Annotated in this window: 23 protein-coding genes and 1 tRNA gene; 11 read left to right on the top strand and 13 right to left on the bottom strand. The window is 63.7% G+C overall.

What is annotated here, in order from left to right; all coding sequences use genetic code 11:
* Positions 1-27: 27 nt before the first annotated feature.
* On the top strand, positions 28-897 hold the full coding sequence (gene htpX, locus LRQ04_RS01375) for a zinc metalloprotease HtpX (protein WP_235517206.1): 870 nt from the start codon (positions 28-30) through the stop codon (positions 895-897).
* 122 nt (positions 898-1019) lie between these two features.
* Here htpX and efeB read toward each other — a convergent pair whose 3' ends face one another.
* The 4 genes from efeB to LRQ04_RS01355 form a co-directional block, all read right to left on the bottom strand.
* Positions 1020-2456 carry an iron uptake transporter deferrochelatase/peroxidase subunit gene (efeB, locus tag LRQ04_RS01370; protein WP_374198915.1) on the bottom strand — a complete coding sequence of 479 codons (1437 nt, stop codon included), beginning with the start codon at positions 2454-2456 and terminating at the stop codon, positions 1020-1022.
* A complete protein-coding gene (gene efeO, locus LRQ04_RS01365) occupies positions 2453-3640 on the bottom strand; it encodes an iron uptake system protein EfeO (RefSeq protein ID WP_235517205.1) in 1188 nt (395 codons plus the stop codon). Before efeO ends, efeB begins: the two co-directional genes overlap by 4 nt.
* Positions 3641-3683: 43 nt before the next feature.
* Positions 3684-4538, bottom strand: a complete 855-nt coding sequence (gene efeU / locus LRQ04_RS01360) for an iron uptake transporter permease EfeU (RefSeq protein ID WP_235517204.1) — start codon at positions 4536-4538, stop codon at positions 3684-3686.
* A gap of 1382 nt (positions 4539-5920) precedes the next feature.
* Entirely contained in the window at positions 5921-6412 is a 492-nt protein-coding gene (locus LRQ04_RS01355) for a YajQ family cyclic di-GMP-binding protein (protein ID WP_017200185.1), read from the bottom strand.
* A gap of 182 nt (positions 6413-6594) precedes the next feature.
* Here LRQ04_RS01355 and LRQ04_RS01350 point away from each other — a divergent pair, with 182 nt between their 5' ends.
* Positions 6595-6861 (top strand): hypothetical protein, encoded by a 267-nt coding sequence (locus LRQ04_RS01350; RefSeq protein ID WP_211712039.1) that lies wholly within the window; start codon positions 6595-6597, stop codon positions 6859-6861.
* Positions 6862-6989: 128 nt separating this feature from the next.
* Positions 6990-7071: transfer RNA gene (locus LRQ04_RS01345), tRNA-Tyr, on the top strand.
* 135 nt (positions 7072-7206) lie between these two features.
* Here the strand turns inward: LRQ04_RS01345 and LRQ04_RS01340 are convergent.
* Both LRQ04_RS01340 and LRQ04_RS01335 read right to left on the bottom strand, forming a co-directional pair.
* On the bottom strand, positions 7207-7965 hold the full coding sequence (locus LRQ04_RS01340; protein ID WP_235517203.1) for a potassium channel family protein: 759 nt from the start codon (positions 7963-7965) through the stop codon (positions 7207-7209).
* Between the two features lie 36 nt (positions 7966-8001).
* Positions 8002-8223 (bottom strand): hypothetical protein, encoded by a 222-nt coding sequence (locus tag LRQ04_RS01335; protein WP_235517202.1) that lies wholly within the window; start codon positions 8221-8223, stop codon positions 8002-8004.
* A gap of 165 nt (positions 8224-8388) precedes the next feature.
* Here LRQ04_RS01335 and LRQ04_RS01330 point away from each other — a divergent pair, with 165 nt between their 5' ends.
* Positions 8389-8934, top strand: a complete 546-nt coding sequence (locus tag LRQ04_RS01330; RefSeq protein ID WP_235517201.1) for a thioesterase family protein — start codon at positions 8389-8391, stop codon at positions 8932-8934.
* On the opposite strand, the gene LRQ04_RS01325 is transcribed toward LRQ04_RS01330, so the two are convergent.
* Genes LRQ04_RS01325 through LRQ04_RS01315 form a run of 3 tightly spaced genes read right to left on the bottom strand, consistent with a single transcriptional unit; the run spans position 8931 to position 11422 of the window.
* Positions 8931-9731, bottom strand: coding sequence for an ABC transporter permease subunit (locus LRQ04_RS01325; protein ID WP_235517200.1), 801 nt, complete (start codon positions 9729-9731; stop codon positions 8931-8933). The two genes, LRQ04_RS01330 and LRQ04_RS01325, sit on opposite strands and share 4 nt — an antisense overlap.
* On the bottom strand, positions 9724-10749 hold the full coding sequence (locus LRQ04_RS01320; RefSeq protein WP_235517199.1) for an ABC transporter ATP-binding protein: 1026 nt from the start codon (positions 10747-10749) through the stop codon (positions 9724-9726). Before LRQ04_RS01320 ends, LRQ04_RS01325 begins: the two co-directional genes overlap by 8 nt.
* Positions 10715-11422 (bottom strand): TetR family transcriptional regulator, encoded by a 708-nt coding sequence (locus tag LRQ04_RS01315; protein WP_235517198.1) that lies wholly within the window; start codon positions 11420-11422, stop codon positions 10715-10717. Before LRQ04_RS01315 ends, LRQ04_RS01320 begins: the two co-directional genes overlap by 35 nt.
* A 126-nt stretch (positions 11423-11548) precedes the next feature.
* Between LRQ04_RS01315 and LRQ04_RS01310 the strand changes: the two genes are divergently transcribed.
* On the top strand, positions 11549-11926 hold the full coding sequence (locus tag LRQ04_RS01310) for a co-chaperone YbbN (protein WP_235517197.1): 378 nt from the start codon (positions 11549-11551) through the stop codon (positions 11924-11926).
* A gap of 97 nt (positions 11927-12023) precedes the next feature.
* Here the strand turns inward: LRQ04_RS01310 and LRQ04_RS01305 are convergent, their stop codons facing one another.
* A complete protein-coding gene (locus LRQ04_RS01305; RefSeq protein WP_211712056.1) occupies positions 12024-12302 on the bottom strand; it encodes a putative quinol monooxygenase in 279 nt (92 codons plus the stop codon).
* Between the two features lie 83 nt (positions 12303-12385).
* Between LRQ04_RS01305 and LRQ04_RS01300 the strand changes: the two genes are divergently transcribed.
* The gene (locus tag LRQ04_RS01300; protein WP_235517196.1) at positions 12386-14062 is read left to right on the top strand and encodes an AMP-binding protein; all 1677 of its coding nucleotides are present in this window, start codon (positions 12386-12388) and stop codon (positions 14060-14062) included.
* On the opposite strand, the gene LRQ04_RS01295 is transcribed toward LRQ04_RS01300, so the two are convergent.
* Positions 14059-15030 carry a DNA-3-methyladenine glycosylase gene (locus tag LRQ04_RS01295; RefSeq protein ID WP_235517195.1) on the bottom strand — a complete coding sequence of 324 codons (972 nt, stop codon included), beginning with the start codon at positions 15028-15030 and terminating at the stop codon, positions 14059-14061. The two genes, LRQ04_RS01300 and LRQ04_RS01295, sit on opposite strands and share 4 nt — an antisense overlap.
* Before the next feature lie 142 nt (positions 15031-15172).
* On the opposite strand from LRQ04_RS01295, the gene LRQ04_RS01290 reads away from it, so the two are divergent.
* The 3 genes from LRQ04_RS01290 (at position 15173) to LRQ04_RS01280 (ending at position 18238) form a co-directional block, all read left to right on the top strand.
* On the top strand, positions 15173-15565 hold the full coding sequence (locus LRQ04_RS01290; protein WP_235517194.1) for a VOC family protein: 393 nt from the start codon (positions 15173-15175) through the stop codon (positions 15563-15565).
* Positions 15566-15629: 64 nt separating this feature from the next.
* The gene (locus tag LRQ04_RS01285; RefSeq protein WP_235517193.1) at positions 15630-17015 is read left to right on the top strand and encodes a cystathionine beta-synthase; all 1386 of its coding nucleotides are present in this window, start codon (positions 15630-15632) and stop codon (positions 17013-17015) included.
* Between the two features lie 59 nt (positions 17016-17074).
* The gene (locus LRQ04_RS01280; RefSeq protein ID WP_235517192.1) at positions 17075-18238 is read left to right on the top strand and encodes a cystathionine gamma-synthase; all 1164 of its coding nucleotides are present in this window, start codon (positions 17075-17077) and stop codon (positions 18236-18238) included.
* 82 nt (positions 18239-18320) lie between these two features.
* Here LRQ04_RS01280 and LRQ04_RS01275 read toward each other — a convergent pair whose 3' ends face one another.
* Positions 18321-20438, bottom strand: coding sequence for a phosphocholine-specific phospholipase C (locus tag LRQ04_RS01275; RefSeq protein ID WP_235517191.1), 2118 nt, complete (start codon positions 20436-20438; stop codon positions 18321-18323).
* A gap of 158 nt (positions 20439-20596) precedes the next feature.
* Here LRQ04_RS01275 and LRQ04_RS01270 point away from each other — a divergent pair, with 158 nt between their 5' ends.
* Positions 20597-21127 carry a helix-turn-helix domain-containing protein gene (locus tag LRQ04_RS01270; RefSeq protein ID WP_235517190.1) on the top strand — a complete coding sequence of 177 codons (531 nt, stop codon included), beginning with the start codon at positions 20597-20599 and terminating at the stop codon, positions 21125-21127.
* Entirely contained in the window at positions 21124-22521 is a 1398-nt protein-coding gene (locus LRQ04_RS01265) for an MFS transporter (protein WP_235517189.1), read from the top strand. Before LRQ04_RS01270 ends, LRQ04_RS01265 begins: the two co-directional genes overlap by 4 nt.
* Before the next feature lie 75 nt (positions 22522-22596).
* Here the strand turns inward: LRQ04_RS01265 and LRQ04_RS01260 are convergent, their stop codons facing one another.
* Positions 22597-23772, bottom strand: a complete 1176-nt coding sequence (locus LRQ04_RS01260) for an acyl-CoA dehydrogenase family protein (RefSeq protein ID WP_235517188.1) — start codon at positions 23770-23772, stop codon at positions 22597-22599.
* Between the last annotated feature and the right edge of the window lie 12 nt (positions 23773-23784).

The following is a 23784-nucleotide window of genomic DNA, read 5'->3' as shown; positions in this document are numbered from 1 at the left end:
CAGCAAGAGCGGAAGAAAGCGATAACCGTGCATAAACACAACAATGGACTCAAGACAGCAGCGCTTTTCGGTGTGCTGTGGGCTGTGTTGTTGGGGTTGGGCGCCATCATCGCAGCCGGGACCCGGAGCACCACGCCTATCTGGATCATGGCGCTGATCGGCGTCGGGACCACGGCCTACGGATACTGGAACAGCGACAAGATCGCCATCCGCTCCATGGCCGCGTACCCGGTCACTGAAGCGCAGGCGCCGCAGCTTTACCAGATTGTCCGTGAGCTCTCAGTGCGAGCCAACAAGCCCATGCCGCGGATCTACCTTTCGCCCACCATGACACCCAATGCATTTGCCACGGGCCGGAACCCGAAGAACGCCGCAGTGTGCTGCACCGAGGGAATCCTGCATCTGCTTGATGCGCGTGAACTCAGGGGCGTGCTGGGGCATGAACTGATGCACGTGTACAACCGCGACATCCTCACCTCGTCGGTCGCGGCAGCCGTGGCCGGTGTTATTACCTCGGTGGGCCAGATGCTGCTGATCTTCGGCAGCGGTGATCGCCGCAACGCCAACCCGCTTGCCACCATTGCCATGGCATTGCTGGCACCGTTCGCGGCTTCACTGATCCAGATGGCTATCTCCCGGACACGCGAGTACGACGCCGACGAGGACGGCGCCCAGCTGACGGGTGATCCGCTGGCCCTGGCTTCGGCCCTGCGCAAGATCGAGTCCGGCGTGAGCCAACTGCCGCTGCCGCAGGACCAGCAGCTGGTCAATGCCTCGCACCTCATGATCGCCAACCCGTTCCGGGGCGGTGGCATGCGGCGGATGTTCTCCACCCATCCTCCGATGAAGGACCGGATCAGCAGGCTGGAGCAGATGGCCGGGCGGCCGCTCTCCTAGCCAGCGCCTGCTCGGCTGCGGGGTCTCGGCTGCCGCGCCTCGGCTGATCCGTCGCCAACCCGCTGATCCGTCGCTGGCCAACAACGGAACAGCGGGCCAGCGACGTTGCCACTTCCGGCGGACTACGCGAACAGCCCCTGGCCGATAAACCCGCCCGCCTCCACGCCCGGAGGCACCGCGAAGAGACCCGAACCGGTGTGCTTCAAGTACTCCACGGACAGGGTGTCACCCTTGGCCAGTGCCAGTTGCATGGGGACGTAGTGCGTCCGTGGATCCTTGACGAAAGCAATGAAGAACAGCCCTGCGTCCAGGTGTCCCAGGCCGTCTGAACCGTCGGTGAAGTTGTAGCCGCGGCGCAGCATCCTCACACCGCCGTTCTGGTCCGGGTGGGCGAGGCGCATGTGGGAGTCGAGTGGGATGAGCGGAGCGCCTTCCCGGCCGGCCAAGGCAAAGTCGGGGGCGGTAAATTCATCGCCGCCTGACAGGGGAGCGCCCACGCCCTTGGTCCGGCCGATCAGTCCCTCCTGTTCCCGGAGCGAGGTCCGGTCCCAGGTTTCGATGTGCATTTGGATCCTGCGCGCTACCAGGTAGCTGCCGCCGGCCATCCACTGCTCGGACGAACGAGCTGTGGGGGAAACCCAGACGTGCTCGTCCAGCAGTGCATTGTCCTCAACCTTGAGGTTGTTGGTGCCGTCCTTGAAGCCAAAGAGGTTCCGTGGTGTCACCTGCGCCCTGGACGTCGACGACGTTCTGCCAAAGCCCAGCTGCGACCAACGGACCCGGACCTTGCCGAAGCCAATCCTCGCCAGGTTCCTGATGGCATGCACGGCAACCTGCGGGTCGTCGGCGCAGGCCTGGATTACAAGGTCTCCGCCGGTGCGCGCTGGCTGCAGGTCGTCACCCGGGAAATGCGGGAGATCGATCAAAGCCTCGGGGCGGCGCCTCTCCAGACCAAAGCGGACCTTGCCGTCCTTTTCAAACAACCCAGCGCCGAAACCGAACGTCAGGGTCAATTTTGCCGCCGGCAGGTCCAACGCTTCACCGGTGTCCTCCGGTGGGGCATCGTAAGGTCCATCCACCGCGCCGGTTTTACCCGTCGGAGCGCCGGTGGTCATGGCCTCAGCTGCGGCCGTCCAATCCTTGAGGAGCTTGATGAGTTCCTTGCGGTCCTCGGTGGTGACATCGAACGCGGCCATATGTAGACGGTCCTGCGCAGGCGTCGTGATGCCGGCCTGGTGCTGGCCGAAGAACGGGACGACGCCTGACGCAGCATCTGGTGTTGCTGCCTTCGCTTCGGCAGCCGTCACCACGTCGTGGCCGAGGAAACCGGCCGCGAGGCCCGCAACGGCGCCCGCGCCGCCAACACCGGCGAGGGACAGGAGCCCGCGGCGGGAAAAGCGCGACCTGCCGGTTCCCGCAGCAGCTGCCGTACCGCCGTCGGACGCTTCCGGCGAACTCACGACGGCGGCAGTCCCGCCGGAACGTTCGACGCCGGCAACCTCACCAGTGCGGTCCGCGTCGGCGGGACCGCTGGTGTGCCCGTAGGGGCAGCCGCTCACAACACTACGGCTGACGTGAGCCTGGACAGGGGCTCACCCAGCGAATCGACCAAAGCGGCGAGCTGCTGGACCTGCTCAGGGGTCAGCTCGTTGTAGTAGGCGAAGCCCTCGCCCTTTGCGTGCTTCTTGAGCTCAGCCTGGAGGGCGTCGAACTTGCCTGCCAGGGAGGTGGCGAGCTCAGGGTTCTTCTGCTCCAAGGCCGGCTTCAGGCTCTCGAAGGCGATCCGGGCCCCGTCAACGTTGGCCTGGAAGTCCCACAAATCGGTGTGTGACCAGATCTCTTCCTCGCCCGTGACCTTGCCCGTGGCTACTTCGTCCAGCAGTTCCTTGGCTCCGTTGCCCAACTTGTCCGCCGTGAGCTCCTCTGTACGGGTGCGCTTGGCAAGGTCCTCGGTGTCGGCGACGAGCTGCGTGGAGATGGCGGTCCGCTCGGCGGAGGTCATGGCCGTGTAGCCTGCCGGCGAGAAGAGGTCCTTCTCGGCCCGGTGCCAGCCAGTCCATTCCTGGCCGGGCTCAAGGTCCGCTTCGCGGGCGTCGAGCTTGGGGTCCAGATCGCCAAAGGACTCCGCGACGGGTTCAATGCGCTCCCAGTGCATTCGTGTGGCGGCGTACAGGTCACGAGCCTTGGCGGCGTCACCGGCAGCGAAAGCGTCTGCGAACGCCTTGGTGCCCGTGACCAACTGCTCGGTCTGGTCCTTGACGTAGGCCGCGTACTGCTGGGTCCCCGTGTCCACGAGCTTCTGGAGATCGGCATCGACGCTGGGCTTGTTGCCGGACTCAGTGACTTCGAAGGACGCCCGGATGCCGTCACCCTGCATGCCCGGCTTGCACGCCGTGGTGTACTTTCCTGCGGGAGCAGTCACCACCAGGTTTCGGGAAATGCCCGGGCCGATGTTCTCCACTTCACCAATGATCCGCAGGCCATCCTCGGCGAGCAGGTAGAACTCGGTGACTTCGGTGCCCTCATTCTTCACGGAAAAGGTCAGGTTGCCGCTGGGTGCGGTTTCCGTGGACACCTTGCACTCGTTGGCGGTGCTGGAGACCTGGATGGGTCCATCGGTGGCGCTCGCCGGCTTGGTGTTGTCCGTGCAGCCCGTCAGGACCAAAGGCACGGCAGCCGCTGCTCCGATGACGGCAAGGGCCTTTCGGAACGTGGGGGATGAGGGCAGGAAAGTGCCAAACATAGGTGTTTCCTTCGTTGAGGGGGAGTGGCGTCGGGGCGCAGGATCAGGGGTGGGCCGCGACGACGGGAGCGGACGTCTTGCTTGCTGCCTGGGTTGAAGGCTTGCGGTTGGCCCGGATGTACAGGAACAAGACGGGAACAACGTAGAGGAGCCAGGCCGCGGCTTCAAGCCAGGTGGTGGCCGGGGAAAAGTTGAGGGTGCCCTTCAGCAATGTCCCGTACCAGGACGACGGCGGGATGGCAGCTGAGACGTCGAAGGCAAGGTTGTGGAGGCCCGGGAGGATTCCGGCTTCCTGGAGATCATGGATTCCGTAGGCCAGGACGCCGCCTGCGATGACGATCAGGCCTACCCCGGTCCAGGTGAAGAACCGGCCCAGGTTTACTTTGAGGACGCCCCGGTGGAGCAGGTAGCCCAAGCCCGCGGCGGCCAGCAGGCCCAACAACGCGCCGAGCAGCGGGAACGTGGTTTGTCCGGTGGCTTGCGCCGCGGCCCAAATAAACAGCGCTGTCTCCAGCCCTTCCCGTCCCACGGCGAGTGCTGCCACGAGCACCAGGCCCCAGGCGGCGCCGTCGGCTGCTTTGTCGACGTGGGAGCGAAGCTCGCTGCCCAGGCTGCGCGCAGTGCGTGCCATCCAAAAGACCATCCAGGTCACCAGACCTACCGCGACGATGGACAGTCCGCCGCCAATGGCTTCCTGGGCTTCGAACGTCAGGCCGCGCGGACCGAAGGTGAGGACTGCACCGAAGGCGAGGGAAACTGCGATGGCGAGTCCCACTCCGGCCCAGAGCCGGGGGATCAGGTGCCGCCGGTCGGTCTTGACGAGGTAGGCCATCAGGAGGACCACGACGAGTGATGCCTCAAGGCCTTCGCGCAGGCCGATCAGGAAGTTGGCGGTCATGTAGGTTTCTTTCACTAAGGGGAGCCGTACTTAGGCCCGCCTAAGGAAGAAGAATACTGGGTTCCATCGATTACGCAAACTATTCATGTCCTAATTTGGGGCTGCATTACGGTGATCATGTCGCCGAGGGGCTGGGGCTCGCTGCCTGCTTGCCCGGTTCCTTATGGATTCGCAACTCCGTGGCCGACCTTGTATCGAAGTCGGCTGAGCTACCCAGGGAGTTCACTCGGGTAGCCGTCAACCGAATAGAGCCGGCGAGCAGGTCGAGACGCTTCCAGCTTCTGCGGGGGGTCACGACTGACTCCCTGACGCTATGAAGCTATTTAGCCATTTGTTGGATTTATTGGTTGGGTATTGATAGTCTCGGCCATGTCCGGCCCCGGTGGTGTTGCCGCCGGCGGTTTTATGATTGTCACTTTGGGGGTTTCTATGTCGCGTGTGTTGTCTAATGCCAGCGGTTAAGACGCATATAAGGATTCTCACGGCCGCGACGGCTGTGCTCTTGATGGGAACGACAATATCCGCATGCGCTGAGAAGGAGCCAAACGCGACAATGTCAGACAAGCCGTCATCGGAAAATGCAGTCAGCGCCAGAGAAGGGCGGGACCGGGCGGTCGAACTCGTCATCAACACCACCAAACAGCTCGACGCCACAGGCTGGTAGCCCCGCAACGGCGTCGCGTGGGCGCAGGAGTGCTCCCTCGGGTAGGGCGAGAAGGGAGCCAGCTACGGCTACGACCGCTGGGCACCCCAAGGAACTAACCATGTTGAAGACGCCAAACGCGTCGCCGAGTATTGGAAATCCCTGGGCATGACCGTACGCACCGTAAATCCAACGACACACCCGACCGTATTCGCAGAGGGTGGTCCCGTCCTTCGGGCTGAGTTCGATACAGATGCATCTGACAAGTCGTACAGCATAGGAGCTACTGCCCCCTGTTCACCGGGCGACGCAGTTACTTTGAACGACGAAGACGAAACAGAACGTAAACGAGGCAAAGTACTCCCCGGAGACGAAGGCCTGGTCGTTCGAGAAGACCCCACGCAATAGCTCCGCGAGGCGACCACACCCGCTGTCCGCCACGCGGTCCTTACTGTCGCTCCCGCGAGGCAGCCGGGATAGGGGACTTCACCCTTCACGAGTTCAGCCACTTATCATCCGGTCTGATCGCCGATGGCTGCGACGTCGTGACCGTACAGCGGTCGCTGGGGCATGCGGCGCCGTCGACCACGCTAAACACCCACTCTCACCTGTGGCCTACCGCCGAAGACAAAAACGAGGACCGCAGGATCAAGGCTGATCGCTGCGGTCCTCGGAGATTCTGCGGACCCTATGCGGACTACCGGGACAAGTGCCCAATAATCACGCGGCCAGATCCGGCTTAGCTGCGGAAGTTCACGAACTGAAGGTCGGCCTCTTCGAACTTCTTGAGGATGTTCATGGTCTCCTGCAGATCGTCGCGCGACTTGGAGGTAACCCGGAGTTCATCGCCCTGGATCTGGGACTTGACGGATTTGGGAGCCTCGTCGCGGATGATCTTGTTGATCTTCTTGGCGATGTCCTGGGCAATGCCCTCCTTGATGGTGCACTCAAGGCGGAACTCCTTGCCCGACGGGAAGGGCTCACCCTGGTCCAGGGACTTCAGGGAAATGCCGCGCTTGATCAGCTTGGACTGGAAGACATCCAGGACAGCCAGGACGCGGTCCTCGGAGTTGGCCTTCATGAGGATCTTCTCGCCGCTGAAGTCGATCTCCGCGCCGACGCCCTTGAAGTCGTATCGCTGCGCGATTTCCTTCTGGGACTGGTTGAGCGCGTTGGCGACCTCTTGCTTGTCTACCTTGCTGACGACGTCGAATGTGGATTCGCCTGCCATGACTCTCCTTAGGTTTGGGGCCCTGTAGGGCGGGGTTGGTCTGCCATCCAGCCTAATACGGAAGGCGCCTTTAGGGGCGGTGGACGGCTTTCACAGTTCGCTCACAGCACACGCAAGGTTGGAACTGAGGCAATGCCCCGAGAGTTGTACCAGTTGGAAGAGCGCAACGTCGGAGGAACAGCATGAGCAGCAAGGCCGTCCAGTCCATCAGCAAGTCCGCTTCCGCGGCAGCGGGCTCCATTGGGACGGCGGCGGTGGCTGCGGCGAGTGCGGTGGCAGCGGCGGCTGTGGCAGCCTCGATTGTCCTGAGTCCCGTTCCGGATGCAACGTCCCGCATGGACGGTGTGCACGCGGACCTGCTCCGGGCCGTACAGCTCAACCAGATCACTCCTGAGCAGGCCGAGAAGTTCGAAGCGAAACTGGCCGGCCGGATCCTCGGCGAAGCCTGAACCACGTGGAATTTCAGCGTGCTGAGCCTCGATTAGATTCTTCGCACAAACTTCTGTAAGGTTGTCTCTGCCTTCGGTTACCGGATCGAAAAGAAACGGTCTCCGGAAGTGATCTTCTTTTGAAGTTCGGCAGATTACCCGAGCGGCCAAAGGGGGCTGACTGTAAATCAGCTGGCAACGCCTACGGGGGTTCGAATCCCTCATCTGCCACCCAGGAAAAATCCCCGGAACCAATGGTTCCGGGGATTTTTTTGTGCCCAAAAGCGCGCGGGGTCCAGCGCGGGTCCAGCGGGGCGCGCGAGCCCGCGGGATCCAGCGGGGCATGCGAGCCCGCCGGGCCTATAACTAGGGGCGTTCGGTGATCCGCCGGAGCTCGGCGATCTCCATCCTCAGTGCGGCGATTTCAGCAACGAGGTCCGCCATCTCCGCGCGGACGGGCTCCTCGGCCGCTGCGGCCTTCACTTCGGCGGCCGCCGCCATGCCCTCCGCGTTCTCCTCGATCCTCTGCACGAGCCAGGATGCGATGGACGCGGTGACGATACCCAGGACGGCGATGCCGCTCATCATGAGGGCAGCGGCCACCACCCTGCCAATGGGGGTAACCGGGTAGAGGTCGCCGTAACCCACTGTCGTGATGGTGGTGACAGCCCACCAGGCGGCGTCGCCGAAGGTCAGGATTTTGGCGTCGGGGGCATTTTGCTCGACGTCGAGGACCGCAAGAGCGCCAATGAGGATGAGCATCGCGGCGGCCCCCGCCACATAGGTGGCCACGCGCCCTCGCAGCGTTTCTCCTACCGTGCGTTGGAGGACCGAGAGGAGTGTCACCAGCCGCAACAGACGCAGGGGGCGGAAGAAGGGAAGCGCGACGATCAGGAGTTCATGCAGGTTCCACAGGAACCAGCGTGTTCTGTTCTCGGCAAGCCAGAGGTTGACGAAGTAATCCAGCGCGAAGATGCCCCATGTGATCCACATGATGATTTCGAAGGGCGTACCCGCTGCACCGTCGACGCGCCCGATGACCTGCCAGGCGTAGGCAGTGAGGAAGATAAGTGCCGTGGCCATGAGCGGCCATTCCACCAGGTCGCGGTATCGCGATTGAGTCATAGGGGAATACTAGCCACCGCGGAAGCCACGCCTGCGTTAGGCGGCAGGTGCTTCGAGCCAGTAACCATCCAGGTAGTGAATCAGTTGCCGGCCCAGGCCGCCTTTGAGTTGGATCCACAGGGTGCTGCGGTCATTGGTCATACCGTCAATGGTTCCTTCGATGCGGTTGCCGCGTGCATCCTGAAGGACAACGACCTGGTGGCGGGAGAGTTCCGGCCAGACTTCACCGTGAGGCGTGGTGGTTTGCAGCGTGCTCAAAGGGGTCCCCTTGTATGTTCTTCCATCGATACAGTTCCAGATATTGTGCACGGGTTTGATGAACCGGCGGTAAACGTTAGTGCAATCGTTGGACATAAAGTGCGGCATGCGTCCAATCCGGACTCGTCTATTCCCTCGGAAGTTACCCGCGGGTAACATTGCGGTATGCACCTGTTACTTCGCACTCTCATGCTGCTTTTCACCTCGTCACGACGCCCCCGGCTGGGCGTGTGGGAGGAGTCGTCCCTGCCTTTGCGGGTGCTGCCGACGGACATTGACATCGCCATGCACGTCAACAACGGCATGTATTTCTCGCTCATGGACCTGGGCCGGTTCGACCTCATGGTCCGCAGCGGTATCTGGAGCAAGATGCGCAAACGCGGATGGACCCCGGTTGCAGCCGGGGAGACCATTGCCTTCCGCAAATCCCTGCAGCTGTGGCAGCAATACAGCATCGAAACACGCATCATAGGCTTGGACACCAAGGCCATCTACTTTGAGCAGCGGATGGTGGTGGACGGCGAGATCTACGCCCGCGCGCACATCGCTACCCGCTTGGTCCACAAGGGCAAGCCGGTCACGCAGGAAGAAATCATCGCAGAATTCGGTGCACCTCCCGTAGGCCTGGAACTGCCGGAATGGATCCATGAATGGCGGGAGAACAATGCCCTTCCGGGAGCACGCCGCCCCGCCCCGCATGCGTGGAGCTAGACTCCCACATCCCTCCGCTGCATTGCCACGGCCGCCAGCACGATCAGTGCTGCCGAGATCCCGAGCAATCCCGCGGCAACTCCCCAATCGGCCCCATTGACCACCGGGGAGTTGCCGTATGCCCAGTGGTAGGGCGAAAGGTTCAGCAACCACTCAACCTTGGGGCTTTGCCTGCCCACGGCGTTGAAGACGTAGCCCAGGACCGCCACGGCGGCACCAGCCGCGACGCCGAACACCTTCCGGCCCGTCAGGGCGCCCACGAAGAGCGCGGCCGTCGCGCTCAGCAACGCCAGCGCGGCGAACAGCAGGACAGCACCGGCGAGATGCCCGACGTCGATATTCAGTTGCGCCGGACCGTTCAGTCCCAGCACCAACACGAAGACGAGGATGGAGAGGGCTGCAACCCGGACAACGATCGCCAGTGCCCGCTCCAGCACCACCTGAACACGGGTAACGCTGTGCGCCAGAGTCAGTTCCAGCAACCCTGATTCCTCGTCGCCGCCAACAGCGGCCGCGCCCCAGCCAACGGAAGCCATGGACATCAGCAGGAAGCCAATCAACCCGAACAGGGTGGCCTGCGTATAGCCGGGACCGGTCGCGATCTGGTCGTAGTTCAAGGCTTTGGTCATCTGTGGTGGCAACGCATTGATCAGCTCCTGCATCTGCGAGCTGCCCCCGATGGAGGGATAGATCGGCAGGTACAGCATGCACGCTCCGGTGAGGCCCAAAGCCCACGCGAGGGTGGAGCGCCAGGAGTCCGTCAGGGCTTTTGTGAAGAGTGGGAGGATTCTAGGCATGGTGTGCCCCTTCCTTAAGGTTGCGGCCGGCTCCAACGCTGCGGTTCGCTGCGGCGCCGTCAGATATACCAGTGTTGTCCGATTCCGCAACGTCACTTCCTGCGTAAAGCGTCAGCACCGCTTCTTCAAGATCGGGTTCTTCGAGCACAAGGTCCGTGAGGTTCAAACGCGCTAACTCCTGGACAAGGGCCTGGACGGGTCCGGAGAGCGAGGCGGTGGCCTCCACTGTCCTGGCTGCGTGCCCGTCGGCGGGGAGCTCCCGGACCGCCACGTTGGCGACCCCCGGCACCCGGGCCAGCAACGCGCCGACGTCGTCCGTCCGTGTGCCTATTGCGTTGAACTTCAGCTGCCGGACGGCAGCGGTGCGGAGGGCTTCCACCGTGGAAACGGTGACAATGTCGCCGTCGCGAAGGATGGCTACCGCGTCTGCTGCCTGCTGGACTTCGCTGAGGACGTGAGAGCTGAGGAACACCGTGGCGCCGGCATCGACCGCCTCACGGACCATCGCGTGGAACTGTTGCTGGACCAGGGGATCCAGGCCGCTGGTGGGTTCGTCCAGCACCAGCAGCTCGGGTCGGTGCATGAACGCCTGCAGAAGACCGAGCTTTTGTTTGTTGCCCTTGGAGAGCTTGCGGGTCTGCCGGTCCAGATCAAGGTTCAGCCGGTCCGCCAACTCGTTGATGTACCGCGGTTCCACTGGCCCGCTGATTGCCGCGAAGTGATCCAGCATGCGACGTCCGGTGGTCCGGTTTTCAAGTTGCAGCTCACCTGGCAGGTACCCGATCCGGCGTCGAAGGCCTGTCCCCGCGCGCCGCGGATCCTGGCCCAGCACCGAGATGGTTCCCGCGCTGGGCCTGATGATGTCCAGCAGGCAGCGCATGGTGGTGGTTTTCCCTGCGCCGTTCGGTCCGATGACTCCGAACACCGTTCCGGCCTCGACGGCGAAGTCCAGTCCGTGCAGGACCTCGCGACGGCCGAACTTCTTACGCAACCCCTCGACGACGATTGCCTGGGTCACGGGGCATGCTCCCTTCGGTGGTGCTTTCTTGTTGTTGGAGGGCTTCGCGGGCCGCATCAAGGAACCGCGAGTCTGTGTAGAAACCGTTCGTGTAGACATCCAGGGCGGGCAACGTCAGCTGCCTCAGCAACTCCGGGCCGATGCCGTGTGGCCCGGACACCGGAGCGCCCAGCACCCGGGACAGGTGCCTGCCCAGCATGAGCATGGACAGGCTGTTGGAAGCGATGACGACGGCGGTGGCCCGGATATCCGCAAAGGCCCGGATGGTTCCGGCCTGAATGCCGGCGTTGATGATGTCCTCTGTCTGGTTGACCACGCCGTCAAAAAACGCGTTGCCGGCATCTGATTCATCGCTCAGTGCGCGCCGGATGTAGGCGATCTCATCGGCGTATTCGTCGGGGTGGTTGAGGTAATCCTGGATAAGCATCCGGGTTGTTCCCGGGTCCGTCTTCTCCCGGCCTTGGGTGGCGGTCAGGGCCAGAACGTGCTCGTCGCAAGCTGTGCGGAGCCCGGCCTTGCTGCCGAAGTGATGGATGACCAGGGCGGGGCTGACGCCGGCGAGCGAGGCCACTGAGCGGACCGTGGCACGGGCGAAACCTTCACGTCCGAAGAGCCCGATGGCGGCGTCCCGGATGCGTGCGCGGGTGGTCAGATCCTCTGCGACTGAACGCATGTTTCAAACACTAAACACCTGTTCAGTCGCTGGCAAGAGGTGTACGGAGGGGGCTGGTTTTATTCCCTGTGACGCGGGAAGCGAACACCGCGGGACATAGCAGGCAGGGTCGCGTACCGTGGAAACATGGCTACAGTTGACATCACTGGAGAACAGTTCGCATCGACCATCGAGGACAACGATATTGTCTTGGTGGATTTCTGGGCTGCCTGGTGCAGCCCGTGCCGCCAGTTTGCTCCCACGTACGGGGCGGCCTCGGAGAAGCACTCTGACGTCGTCTTCGCGAAGGTGGACACCGAGGCTGAGCAGCAGCTCGCCGCCGAAGCCGGGATCACTTCCATACCCACGTTGATGGCCTTCCGCGAGAAGGTTCTGGTCTTCTACCAGCCCGGCGCCCTCAACGGACCCCAGCTGGAACAGGTCATTGAGGCCGTCAAGGGCCTGGACATGGAAGAAGTCCACGCCCACGTTGCCAAGGCCCGTGCCGAGGCCCAGGAAAGCTAAACCCCATCCGGTGAATTCGCCGGAAACGCACCGAGGTCGCCGGAAAATTCCGGCGACCTCGGTGCTTTAAGGCGTTCTCGCAGCCTCCGGCGAATCCTTAGAGCCTGTCGAGCTTGACGGGCTCGGCAAGCAGGGCGCTCAGCGACTCGTTGAGGTCCTGCACCGCGATGCCCTTGGAGTGCTTCTCGAGGAGTTCCTCGGATTCCCAGCGCTCCGTGAGGACGAGCTTTTCTTCGGTGGCTTCCGTCAGTTCGTAACGGATGCAGCCGGGTTCGTTGACGACCTCATCGATCGCGATTTCCAAAGCGAGCTTCACGCGGAAGAACTCGCCCTCGTTGGGGATAAATGTGGCCTGCAGGTCAATGGGTGCACTCATGGTTCCAACCCTACCGGCAGGACACGGCGGCGCTGGAGGTCATGACGGTTCTGTTGCGGGCACTGTCTTGGTAGCGTTCCGTCATGTTGTCCTACACCGCCGGAGACACCGACGTCCCGCTGCTCGAAGAGACCATTGGTGCCAATTTTGAGCGCATCGCCGCCCGGTTTCCCCTCCGGGACGCCCTGATCGAGGCGGCGCCCACACCGGGAGGGGACGCCCGCCGCTGGAGCTACCAAAAGCTGAACGACGACGTCGACCGCCTGGCCCGCGCGTTGCTGGCCACGGGCGTGGCGAAGGGCGAAAGGGTGGGTATCTGGAGCCCCAACTGCGCTGAGTGGACCATCCTGCAGTACGCCACAGCGAAGATCGGCGCGGTGCTGGTCAACGTGAACCCTGCCTATCGCAGCCATGAGCTGGAGTTCGTGGTGAAGCAGAACGGCATGCGGATGCTGGTTGCTGCGCCCTCTGACAGGAACAGCGACTACGTGGGCATGGCGCGTGCCGCGGCTGCCTCCTGTCCGGAGCTTCGCGAGGTGGTGTTCCTCCCGGGCAACCCGGCGACTGGGCTCACGGGCGGCGTCCCGCAAGCCGGCCACGAACTGTCCTACGCCGAGCTGCTGACCCGTGCTGACGGCGTCGGGCCCTCAGCGCTACGCGACCGCATGGCCGGACTGGACCCACACGACGCCATCAACCTGCAGTACACCTCGGGCACCACGGGCTTCCCGAAGGGCGCCACCCTGACCCACCACAACATCCTCAACAACGGGCACTCGATCGGCAGGCTCCTGAACTATACAGAGCACGACCGTGTGGTCATCCCGGTGCCCTTCTATCACTGCTTCGGCATGGTGATCGGCAACCTGAATGCGCTGAGCTTCGGGGCTGCCACCATTATTCCCAGCCGTGGGTTCAGTCCGTCGGCGGCCCTGGAAGCGGTGCAGGACTTCGGCGGGACCTCGCTGTACGGCGTTCCAACGATGTTCATCGCGGAGCTGGCCCTGGAGGATTTCGACTCCTATGATCTGTCGACTCTGAGGACAGGTGTCATGGCAGGATCCCTGTGTCCCATCGAGGTCATGCGGCGGGTCATCGATGAGATGCACATGGTGGATGTGGCCATTTGCTATGGCATGACCGAGACCTCGCCCGTGTCCACCATGACGCGCGCCGGAGATACGTTGGAGCAGCGGACCAGCACCGTGGGACGGACCATGCCGCACCTCGAGAGCCGGATCGTTGATCCTGGAACCGGTGAGGTGGTGGAGCGGGGAGTGATTGGTGAGCTCTGCACCAGGGGCTACGCCGTGATGCAGGGGTACTGGGACCAGCCGGACAAGACCGCCGAGGCCATCGACGACGAGGGCTGGATGCACACCGGCGACCTGGCCCGCATGGACCAGGACGGCTACCTCGTGATCGAGGGCAGGATCAAGGACATGGTGATCCGCGGTGGTGAAAACATCTACCCGCGTGAAATCGAGGAGTTCCTGTACTTGCACCCGTCCATCCAGGACGTGCAGGTAATCGGCGTCCCCGACGAAAAGTACGGCGAGGAGCTCATGGCCTGCATCATCCTCAAACCCGGAGCCGGTCCGCTGACTGCCGCGGACCTGGCCGAGTACTGCCGGGGCAAACTGGCCCACTACAAGATCCCGCGCTACGTGGATGTCCGCGAGAGCTTCCCCATGACGGTGTCCGGCAAGGTACGGAAAGTGGACATGCGCCAAGAGGCGGTCTCCCGCCTCCACCTCTAATGGGAGCGGTGGTCCTGCACTGTCATCCGGGGCCCGAACGTGGGCTTCCGGAAGCCACTCAAGTACAGCATCCGGACCACCCGTTGCCGCTGCCCTTGCCAGGGCTTCATCAGCTCGATCATGCCGGCGTCGTCGGTCTTCTGTCCGGTCAGCGCGTACCCGACGTAGGAAGCCAAATGGTAGTCGCCCACGGAAATCGAGTCGGGGCAGCCGTGGGTCCTTTGGACCACCTCGGCGGCGGTCCAGATCCCGATGCCCGGGATGGTCTGCAGCTTGGCTCCGGCTTCCGCTGAGTCCAGTTGCGCGAGACGTTCAAGCGCGACGGCGGACTGCAGCGCCCGCATGACTGTTGCCGAGCGCTGTGGCCCGACTCCGGCTTTGTGCCACTCCCATGATGGGATGGCCAACCACTGCCGGGCGGTTGGGGGAACGAGGAGCCCCGCGGGGGCCATGCCAGGGGCCGGCGTTCCATACCTGTACATCAGGTACCGGTACCCGCGCCGTGCCTCCAAGGTGGTGACTTTCTGCTCCAGGATGGTGGGCACCAATGAGTCAACCATCCGCCCGGTGGAGGGTAGCCGCACAGCCAGGTTCCGTCGTCGTGATTCTGTGACCAGACGGGGGAGCGTGGCATGGAAGGCGGGTTCATCGAAACCGGACCAGTCGTCGGCGGCGCCGAGCAACCTGGGCACCCCGGCCACGGCATCCGCGGCGCCGGGGCCCCACGCCTGGGCATCCACGAAGCAGCCAGCCCCGAGGCCGCCTCCCGAGAGACGCAGCGTAACCGGTCCCGAAGCAGCGGTGAACGCCATCCAATAACCGGAGGAGTGCGAAGCGAAAGATGGATCGGCGTTGCCCCGCATGAGGGGGAACATGGTCTGATCCAAACGGAAGGAACTGCCGGGATGCCACCTGATGGCTGCATCTGCCGCGGCCGCAATGCGTGGCGGGGCTTCTGCGATGGTCATGTTTTCATGGTCCCACGCCCGGCTGACAATCCCATTAATAGCCCCTTACGGCAGCGGCCGCCCGGGTCTAGACTCCCTGATGTGGCACGGGTGGGCCGCGCCGCATCCCAGGAAAGACTTCCAGGAACAAGGAGCGCCAACCATGGCCGCAATAGTGCATTTCGAGATCCCCACGGATGACAAAGAACGGGCAAACACCTTTTACCAGAGTGCTTTCGGCTGGAACCTCAGCCCCATGCAGGGGATGGACTACACCATCGCCATGACCACCCCATCCGACGAGAAGACCGGTGCCCCCAAGGAGCCAGGTGCCATCAACGGTGCCCTGTTTCCCCGGACGGAGGCGCTGAGGACTCCCATCCTGACCATCGACGTCGATGACATCGGCGCGGCCCTTGCGCAGGTGGAGTCGGCCGGAGGCAGTGTGGTTCAAGGGAAAGACGCGGTACCAACCATGGGCTGGTACGCCTACTTCAAGGACACCGAAGGAAACATCATGGGCCTCTGGCAAACGGATCCGGGGGCGGGTAGCTAGTCGGCGGTGGCTGCCCACAAGGCCGAGGCAGGGCTGGGCGCAGGCAAGCGGTAGCTTTGTATCTATGAAGTACGCCCAGTCCGTGTTGGACCTCATCGGCAATACGCCGCTCATCAAGCTCAACCACGTCACCGACGGCATCAAAGCCACCGTCCTGGTCAAGCTCGAATACATCAATCCCGGCGGGTCCATCAAGGACCGGATCGCCGTGAAGATGATCGAAGATGCCGAGAAGGATGGCCGGCTCAAGCCGGGCGGAACCATCGTTGAGCCGACGTCGGGCAACACAGGCGTGGGTTTGGCGCTCGTGGCCCAGCAAAAGGGCTACAAGTGCATCTTCGTGGTGCCGGACAAGGTGGGAGAGGACAAGCGTGCGGTCCTGAAGGCGTATGGCGCTGACGTGGTGGTAACGCCCACTTCCGTTGCTCCCGAAAGCCCGCAAAGCTACTACGGCGTGTCCGACCGCCTGGTCAAGGAGATCCCGGGCGCCTTCAAGCCTGACCAGTTCTCCAATCCTGCCGCTCCCGGCAGCCACTTCGAATCCACCGGCCCGGAAATCTGGAACGACACCGACGGCAAGGTCACGCACGTGGTGATCGGCGCCGGTACCGGCGGCACCATCACCGGCACTGGGCGGTACCTCAAGCAGGTTTCAGCCGACCGGGCAGAGTCCGACGGCGGCCCGGTCAAGGTCATCGGGGCGGACCCGGAAGGTTCGGTCTACTCCGGCGGCACCGGCAGGCCCTACTTCGTTGAGGGTGTGGGCGAGGACATGTGGCCGGCCAACTACGATCCCGCCGTCCCTGACCGGGTCATCGCCGTCTCGGATGCCGACTCGTTCTCCATGACGCGACGCCTTGCCCGCGAGGAGGGACTCCTGGTGGGAGGCTCGTCCGGCATGGCCGTGGTCGCGGCCCTCGAGGCGGCCAAGGATTTGGATGAGTCCGCCGTCGTTGTGGTGATCCTTCCGGACTCCGGCCGTGGATACCTTGCCAAGATCTTCAACGACCAATGGATGCGCTCCTACGGCTTCCTTTCCGGTGGCGAGGAAGCATCGGTGGGTGAAGTTCTGAAGTCCAAGACCGGCGAAATGCCGGACCTGGTGCATATCCACCCGAACGAAACCGTCCGCGACGTCATCAATATCATGAACGAGTTTGGTGTCTCCCACATCCCGGTCCTCTCGCAGGAACCGCCCGTGGTCATGGGCGAGGTCCTGGGTGCCGTGGACGAACGCAGCCTCACCAGCAAGCTGTTCCGTGGCGAAGCCAAGCTGGCAGACAAGATCTCCGAACACATGGGTGAACGCCTCCCGGTGATCGGCTCGCTGGAAACCATTTCCGCCGCCCGTGAGCTGCTGTCCGACGTCGATACCGTCATGGTGACCTTCGCGGGGGCCCCGGTGGGCATCCTGACACGTCACGACCTTTTGGCGTACCTGAGCAACTAAGCGTGCGCCCCATCCACCCGCTGAACGAACAAACCTTCAAGAAACAAAGAGGTGTTTCCATGACTGCCAACAACAACGCCGGATTCAACACGCGAGCCGTTCACGCGGGACAGGCTTTCGAGCCCCGGACCGGTGCAGTCGTTCCGCCGCTGCATTTCAGCACCACCTACGCGCAGGACGGCATCGGCAACCTGCGGTCCGGCTACGAGTATGGCCGCGGAGGCAACCCAACACGTGACGCACTGCAGGAGCAGCTGGCCGCCCTGGAAGGCGGTTCGGCCGCGTTTTCCTTCGGCTCCGGGCTCGCCGCCGAAGACTCGCTGATCCGCGCGCTGGCCCGCCCCGGTGACCATATCGTCCTCGGCAACGATGCGTACGGTGGCACTTACCGGCTCATCAACCGTGTATTGGGGGACTGGGGCATCGGCAACACCCCCGTGGACATGTCCGACCTCGATGCCGTAGCTGCGGCAGTCAGGGCCAACAAGACACGTATTGTCTGGGTCGAAACGCCGTCCAACCCGATGATGAAGATCACCGACATTGAGGCGCTCGCCGCCGTAGCGCACGACGCCGGGGCCCTCCTGGTGGTCGACAACACCTTCGCGTCTCCCTACTTGCAGACCCCGCTCGCCTTAGGCGCGGACGTCGTGGTTCACTCGACCACCAAGTACATCGGCGGGCACTCCGACGTCGTAGGTGGTGCCCTTGTGGTCAAGGATGCGGAGCTGGCTGAGAAGATCGGCTTTATCCAGTTCGCAGTGGGCGCCGTTTCCGGTCCCATGGACGCGTTCCTGACGACCCGTGGGTTGAAGACACTGGGCGTCCGCATGGATCGACACAGCGAGAACGGCCAGGCCGTTGCTGAATGGCTGCTGCAGCGTCCCGAGGTTGAAGCGGTGCTTTACCCGGGCCTCCCGGACCACCCCGGCCACGATCTCGCGGCGAAGCAGATGAAGAAGTTCGGTGGCATGGTCTCCGTCCAGTTCAAGGGCGGCGAAGCAGCGGCCCGGAGCGTTGCCGAGAACACCACTGTGTTCACGCTCGCGGAATCATTGGGCGGCATCGAGTCGCTCATGAACTACCCCTCGGAAATGACCCACGCATCGGTCAAGGGCACAGAACTTGCCGTTCCCGTGAACCTCCTGCGCCTGTCCTGTGGCATCGAGGAAGCAGCGGACCTGATTGCGGACCTCGAGCAGGCATTCGCCAAGATCGGCTAACGATCGCGTGAACCCGCTCTTGTCCGTCACACCCACCCTTCTACGGTGGGCGTGACGGACAGAGGCGGGAACGGGGGACCCGCTAGCCCGAGATGCCCTGTTGCCCGTCTTCCTCACGGCCGGTCAGCCGACGCCTGAAGGATCCGTCCTCCGCGGCGGTGACCTGGACGTCGTACCAGCCGTTTGCAGTGTCCCAGCCGATCTTCCTGCTCTGGCCCGGCTTGAGCTTCACCGTTTCCTTGCCGGCAACGTATTGCAACGACTCCAGTGAAACCGTCACGGTCGCATTGCCCGCGTTGCGCACTTCGATTTCCACGGCTTTCTTGCCGCGGCGCCCCGTGACGGCGACGTCGACGCCGGAGGCGGCACCCGCCGTCGTGCCTTTAAGCTCGTACTGGTACCGGTTGGGCCCGGTGACAACGACGTCGAACGTTCCCGTGGCCAGCGGGAGTTCGACCGTCCGGCTGCCCGTGACATCCGCGTGCAGGGGTTCGGAGACTTCGCCCGCGTAGCCGTAGACGGTGAAGTGGGTGGAGCGTGACCCGCTGTTCCCCAGTGCCAGCTTGATCTTCCCCTGCTGAACCGTGGCGGAAACCCGTGGCCGATACGGCAGCGGCCGTGCAGGCCGGGTGCCGGTTTCCTGGATCGGGGCAACCTGGACGGCAGGGGGATTCGGGTGCCAGCGGCTGATCTTGGCGGGCACCGGGGCGGGGTGGTCGAGGGTTGGGGGCGTGCCCGGGGAATCGAAGTTGAAGACACCGGTGAGGTCGCCGCAGACCTCGCGCCGCCATGGCGAGATGTTGGGTTCCTCGACGCCGGTCCAGAGCTCAAGGAATCTCAGGACGGACGTGTGGTCGAAGACCTCGGAGCTGACGACGCCGCCAATCGTCCAGGGGGAGACCACGGTCATGGGGACGCGCGGGCCCAGGCCGATAGGCCGTGCTGTGGTCCAGTCCGTGGATTCGCCGGAGGCCGGGCGCGGCTGGACGGGCGGTGGTACGTGGTCGAAGTAGCCGTCGTTCTCATCGAAGTTCAGGAAAATGGCCGTGCTGTCCCATGTCGCGGGATCGCTGGCAATGGTATCCAGCAGGCGGTACACGAAGTTGGCGCTGCCCACGGGCGTGGAAGCGCCGGGGTGTTCGGAATCCGCCGCCGACGGGACGAGCCAGCTGACCTGTGGCAAAGTGCCGTTGGAGATGTCGTTGCTGAGGCGTTCAAGGAGGGTATTGGGGCGTCCCCTCCACATGGCTTTGTCGAACAGCGACCTTTCGGCATCGGTCAGTGTGCTCCGGCCCGCTTCCAATTGGGCGAGAAGTCGATCCTGCTCTGCAGGGTCCTTGCCGGCGAGGCTGTCGTAGAACTCTTCGGTGGTGCGCAGTTTGCCGTCTACGGAGGCCAGCATCTTCCTGCCAATTGCCTTGAATGTCTGGAAGTACTCCACGGCGTTGTCCGTGAAGTTGTCCCAGTCCTGGTAGATCCGCCACGGGATACCGGCCTGCTCCAGCCGCTCAGGGTAGGTGGTCCAGTCGTATCCGCCGTGGTCGTAGCCGTAGGCTGCGTTGGTGACGGCCCTCTTGCTGCTCCCGGGTTCGTTGCCCGTAGTGCCGCTCCAAAGGTAGGTGCGGTTCGGGTTGGTGGAACCGTTGACGGAGCAGTGGTAGGCGTCGCAGATGGTGAAGGTGTCAGCGAGTTCGTACTGCAGCGGGATGTCCTGGCGCTCGTAGAACGTCATGGTGGAGGCGCTTTTGGCGGGAATCCATTTGTCACACCAGCCGTTGTTCCAGGCCGTGGTGGTGCCGGCGAAGGAGTGGTCGAGGTCGCCAAGGTATTGGATGTCCGAGCCTGGCCGGCCGGCGAGTTCGGCGGCCTTGCGGAGGGAGAAGGGCAACACCGTCTCCCCGGTGGCGCGGGGCTGTTCGAACACGGACTTGCCGTTGGGCAGGCGGGTGACGGACTTGTCGGCGTAGCCGCGGACGCCGCGAAGGGCACCAAAGTAGTGATCGAAGGAACGGTTTTCCTGCATCAGCACGATCACATGCTTGATGGACTGGAGGTTTCCTGGCGGAACGGGTTTGGCCATCGCCGCCTGGACGGACGGAGGCAGCAGGGATCCGGTCGCGGCCAGTGCCGTGGCTGCGGCAGCGGTGCCGAGGAAGCCGCGGCGGGACAGTCCGGCCGAGCCATCGGTTGAACGTTTCACCAAGTCAGGGGAGTGCGAGGACATCAAGGGGCCTTTCATGGTCAGGGTTGACCACGCCAGCTTAGGCACTCCAGATGAACCGATGATGAAACCGCGGCAAACCAGCGGTGCGTGCCGGACTCTGGCTTTCTTTAGGGAAGTCAGCTACTTTGGTGCACATGCCCCTCCGATCTGACTGGTCCGCCCGCACGTGCAGCCTTGCCCGCGGCCTGGATGTCCTCGGCGACCCATGGGGAAGCCTGGTCCTCCGCGAAATCTTCTTTGGAAACGGCCGCTTCGACGCCATCAAACGGCGGCTCGAGGTGGCAGACAATGTCCTGAGCAAACGCCTGGCCTGGTTGGTTGAATCCGGCTTGCTCGTCCAACGCCCGTACCAGGACGGAGCACGTACCCGCCAGGAATACGTCCTCACTCCCAAGGGCGAGGACGCGCTCCCCGTCCTGAACGCCATCATCATCTGGGCCGAAAAGCACCTGGACGCCCCCAACGAGGTCTCCCATATGCGGGTCATCCATACCGACTGTGGGCAAGCGACATCGTCGGCTGACACCTGCGCGCATTGCGGCGTCGCACTGACTGCCGCCAACACCAGCTGGCACAGTTTCAAGCGGAGCGACCATCCCCTTCCCCTCGCCGTGGCACCCCGCGAAAACCACGCTTCCGTCCTCACATCGGAGATTCCCGCATGACCGCTCCCGACCTCACAGGAACCCCCGCCGGAACAAAAGGCGCTCCCTCGGGCAAACGACCACGCCTGCATCCGGCCTGGATCGTTGCCGCGGTAGCCTTCCTGGCGCTGGTTGGCGCGGCCGGGTTCCGGGCGGCACCGGGCGTGCTCATGGTCCCCCTCCAGCAGGAGTTCGGCTGGTCAACCACGGTGCTGTCCTTGGCCGTCAGCATCAACCTGGTCCTGTTCGGGTTGACCGCGCCCTTCGCCGCCGCGCTGATGGAACGGTTCGGCATCCGCAAAGTCACCTCGCTGGCCTTGTGCCTGATCGGTCTGGGCTCGGCACTGACGGTCTTCGTTAACCAGTCCTGGCAGATCCTGCTCACGTGGGGCGTGCTGATCGGGCTCGGCACGGGATCCATGGCACTGGTCTTCGCCGCGACAATTGCCAACACCTGGTTTGCAAAGAACCGTGGCCTGGTCATCGGGATCCTCACCGCGGGAAGCGCAGCCGGACAGCTGGTCTTCCTGCCATTCATCGCGGCGCTCGCCCAGAACCCCGGTTGGAGGGGCGCGTCCCTGCTCATCGCCGCGGGTGCCCTCGCCGTGGTTCCGCTGGTGCTGCGCTGGTTGCGGAACTCACCGGCCGACGTCGGGGTGTTGCCTTATGGCGCAGAAGAACCCAATGCGGAAGCCGCCGACGCCGTAGCCGCCGACGCCGGTACCACGCCGCCGCTGTCAGGCGGAGCCGGCGCTGGGGTTCCGTCGCCGGCAACGTCCGACTCCGCCAACGCTGCCGTGCGTGCCCTGCAGGTCCTCAAGCGTGCCAGCAAAGTCCGTACCTTCTGGGCGCTGGCGGCCGGGTTCGCTATCTGTGGAGCCACCACCAACGGGCTTATCGGCACGCACTTCATCCCCTCGGCCCACGATCACGGCATGCCGGAAACCACAGCGGCGGGCCTGCTGGCCGTCGTCGGAATTTTCGACATCGTGGGGACTATCGCCTCCGGCTGGCTCACCGACCGGTTCAACCCCAAGGTCCTGCTGGCCGTGTACTACCAATTCCGTGGGATCGGCCTGCTGGTGCTGCCGTTGCTGCTGGGCTCATCGGTGGAACCGAGCATGATCATCTTCGTGGTGGTTTACGGGCTCGACTGGGTTGCCACGGTGCCTCCCACTGCAGCGATTTGCCGGTCAGTGTTCGGCGCTGACGGCTCTGTGGTGTTCGGATGGGTATTCGCAGCCCATCAGCTCGGTGCCGCTGCCGCAGCACTGGCAGCCGGGTTCATTCGCGACGCCACCGGACACTACAACTACGCCTGGCTCGGCGCAGCCGCCATGTGCACCGTGGCGGCCGTCATCAGCGCCACCATCCGAAAGGACGCCGCCAAGAAAGTACCAGCCGCGGTGGCTTGATGGCGTTTGTTGGGCCCGCTCTGCACGGTATTTCGGCCGGGGAAAGCGCAGAGCGGGCCTCGCAACTCGGGACGGTCAGCCGCGGAATGCCCCGATCCCGGTGATGTGCTGCCCCAGGATGAGGGTGTGGACCTCGTCCGTGCCCTCGTAGGTCCGAACAGATTCCAGGTTGTTGGCGTGCCGCAAAGGGGAGTAGTCCAGCGTGACGCCGTTCCCGCCCAGGATGGTCCGTGCCTCCCGGGCGATCTTGATGGCCTCACGGACGTTGTTCAGCTTTCCGAGCGAAATTTGCTGCGGCTGCAGGTGGCCGGCGTCCTTCAAGCGGCCCAGGTGGAGGGCCAAAAGGGTGCCCTTCTGGATCTCCACCAGCATGTTGACCAGTTTCTCCTGCGTCATTTGGTATCCGGCCAAGGGGCGGCCAAACTGCATACGTTCGCCCGCGTAGTCCAAGGCTGCCTCGTAGGAATCCCGTGCTGCACCCATCGCGCCCCACGCGATTCCGTAACGGGCCTCGTTCAGGCAAGTGAACGGCCCCCGCAACCCCGCAGCACCGGGGAGGATCGCATCCGCTCCCAGTCCCACGGCGTCGAACGTCACATCGCACTGGATCGAGGCGCGCATCGACAACTTTGGTTCGATCGGCGTAGCGGTCACTCCCGGGGTTCCCGCCGGGACCAGGAAACCGCGGATGCCGTCTTCGGTGTTGGCCCACACCACCATGACGTCCGCGATCGAGGCGAGGCCAATCCAACGTTTGGCTCCGTCCAGGACCCAACCGTCGGTGGTCCGTCGGGCAAAGGTGGTCATGGATGCCGGGTCCGAACCCGCCGTCGGCTCCGTCAGGGCGAAACAGCCGATCAGCTCGCCCGCCGCCATCCGTGGAAGCCATCGCTCTTTCTGCTCCTCGGAACCCCACTTATGGATGGCAGTCATGGCGAGGGAGCCCTGCACCGAGACAAAGGTGCGGATTCCTGAATCGCCGGCTTCCAGTTCCATCGCTGCCAAGCCATATTCCACCGCGGTCCTGCCGGGGCATCCATACCCGTCCAGGTGCATGCCCAGCACCCCAAGCTCACCCAGTTCAGGGGGAATTTCCCGTGGAAAGACGGCCTCCTCATACCAGCGGGCGATGTTCGGCCTGATCCGCTGCGCTGTGTAGTCCCGCACTTTGTCACGGACGGCTACCTCGTCCGCCGTCAACAAGGAATCAAGCGCCAGGATGTCGGAGGGGTTCGTCGTTGAATCGCTCATGCCAGCATCCTA

Source organism: Paenarthrobacter sp. AR 02 (genome assembly GCF_021538675.1).
In the GTDB taxonomy this organism is placed as follows: domain Bacteria; phylum Actinomycetota; class Actinomycetes; order Actinomycetales; family Micrococcaceae; genus Arthrobacter.
This window is presented reverse-complemented; position numbering and strand designations above follow the sequence as displayed.

Coding starts and splice junctions, on each gene's coding strand:
- efeO (WP_235517205.1), bottom strand. CDS start 3,640: ATGTTTGGCACTTTCCTGCCCTCATCCCCCACGTTCCGAAAGGCCCTT.
- efeU (WP_235517204.1), bottom strand. CDS start 4,538: ATGACCGCCAACTTCCTGATCGGCCTGCGCGAAGGCCTTGAGGCATCA.
- LRQ04_RS01355 (WP_017200185.1), bottom strand. CDS start 6,412: ATGGCAGGCGAATCCACATTCGACGTCGTCAGCAAGGTAGACAAGCAA.
- LRQ04_RS01350 (WP_211712039.1), top strand. CDS start 6,595: ATGAGCAGCAAGGCCGTCCAGTCCATCAGCAAGTCCGCTTCCGCGGCA.
- LRQ04_RS01340 (WP_235517203.1), bottom strand. CDS start 7,965: ATGACTCAATCGCGATACCGCGACCTGGTGGAATGGCCGCTCATGGCC.
- LRQ04_RS01330 (WP_235517201.1), top strand. CDS start 8,389: ATGCACCTGTTACTTCGCACTCTCATGCTGCTTTTCACCTCGTCACGA.
- LRQ04_RS01325 (WP_235517200.1), bottom strand. CDS start 9,731: ATGCCTAGAATCCTCCCACTCTTCACAAAAGCCCTGACGGACTCCTGG.
- LRQ04_RS01315 (WP_235517198.1), bottom strand. CDS start 11,422: ATGCGTTCAGTCGCAGAGGATCTGACCACCCGCGCACGCATCCGGGAC.
- LRQ04_RS01310 (WP_235517197.1), top strand. CDS start 11,549: ATGGCTACAGTTGACATCACTGGAGAACAGTTCGCATCGACCATCGAG.
- LRQ04_RS01305 (WP_211712056.1), bottom strand. CDS start 12,302: ATGAGTGCACCCATTGACCTGCAGGCCACATTTATCCCCAACGAGGGC.
- LRQ04_RS01300 (WP_235517196.1), top strand. CDS start 12,386: ATGTTGTCCTACACCGCCGGAGACACCGACGTCCCGCTGCTCGAAGAG.
- LRQ04_RS01295 (WP_235517195.1), bottom strand. CDS start 15,030: ATGACCATCGCAGAAGCCCCGCCACGCATTGCGGCCGCGGCAGATGCA.
- LRQ04_RS01290 (WP_235517194.1), top strand. CDS start 15,173: ATGGCCGCAATAGTGCATTTCGAGATCCCCACGGATGACAAAGAACGG.
- LRQ04_RS01285 (WP_235517193.1), top strand. CDS start 15,630: ATGAAGTACGCCCAGTCCGTGTTGGACCTCATCGGCAATACGCCGCTC.
- LRQ04_RS01280 (WP_235517192.1), top strand. CDS start 17,075: ATGACTGCCAACAACAACGCCGGATTCAACACGCGAGCCGTTCACGCG.
- LRQ04_RS01270 (WP_235517190.1), top strand. CDS start 20,597: ATGCCCCTCCGATCTGACTGGTCCGCCCGCACGTGCAGCCTTGCCCGC.
- LRQ04_RS01265 (WP_235517189.1), top strand. CDS start 21,124: ATGACCGCTCCCGACCTCACAGGAACCCCCGCCGGAACAAAAGGCGCT.
- LRQ04_RS01260 (WP_235517188.1), bottom strand. CDS start 23,772: ATGAGCGATTCAACGACGAACCCCTCCGACATCCTGGCGCTTGATTCC.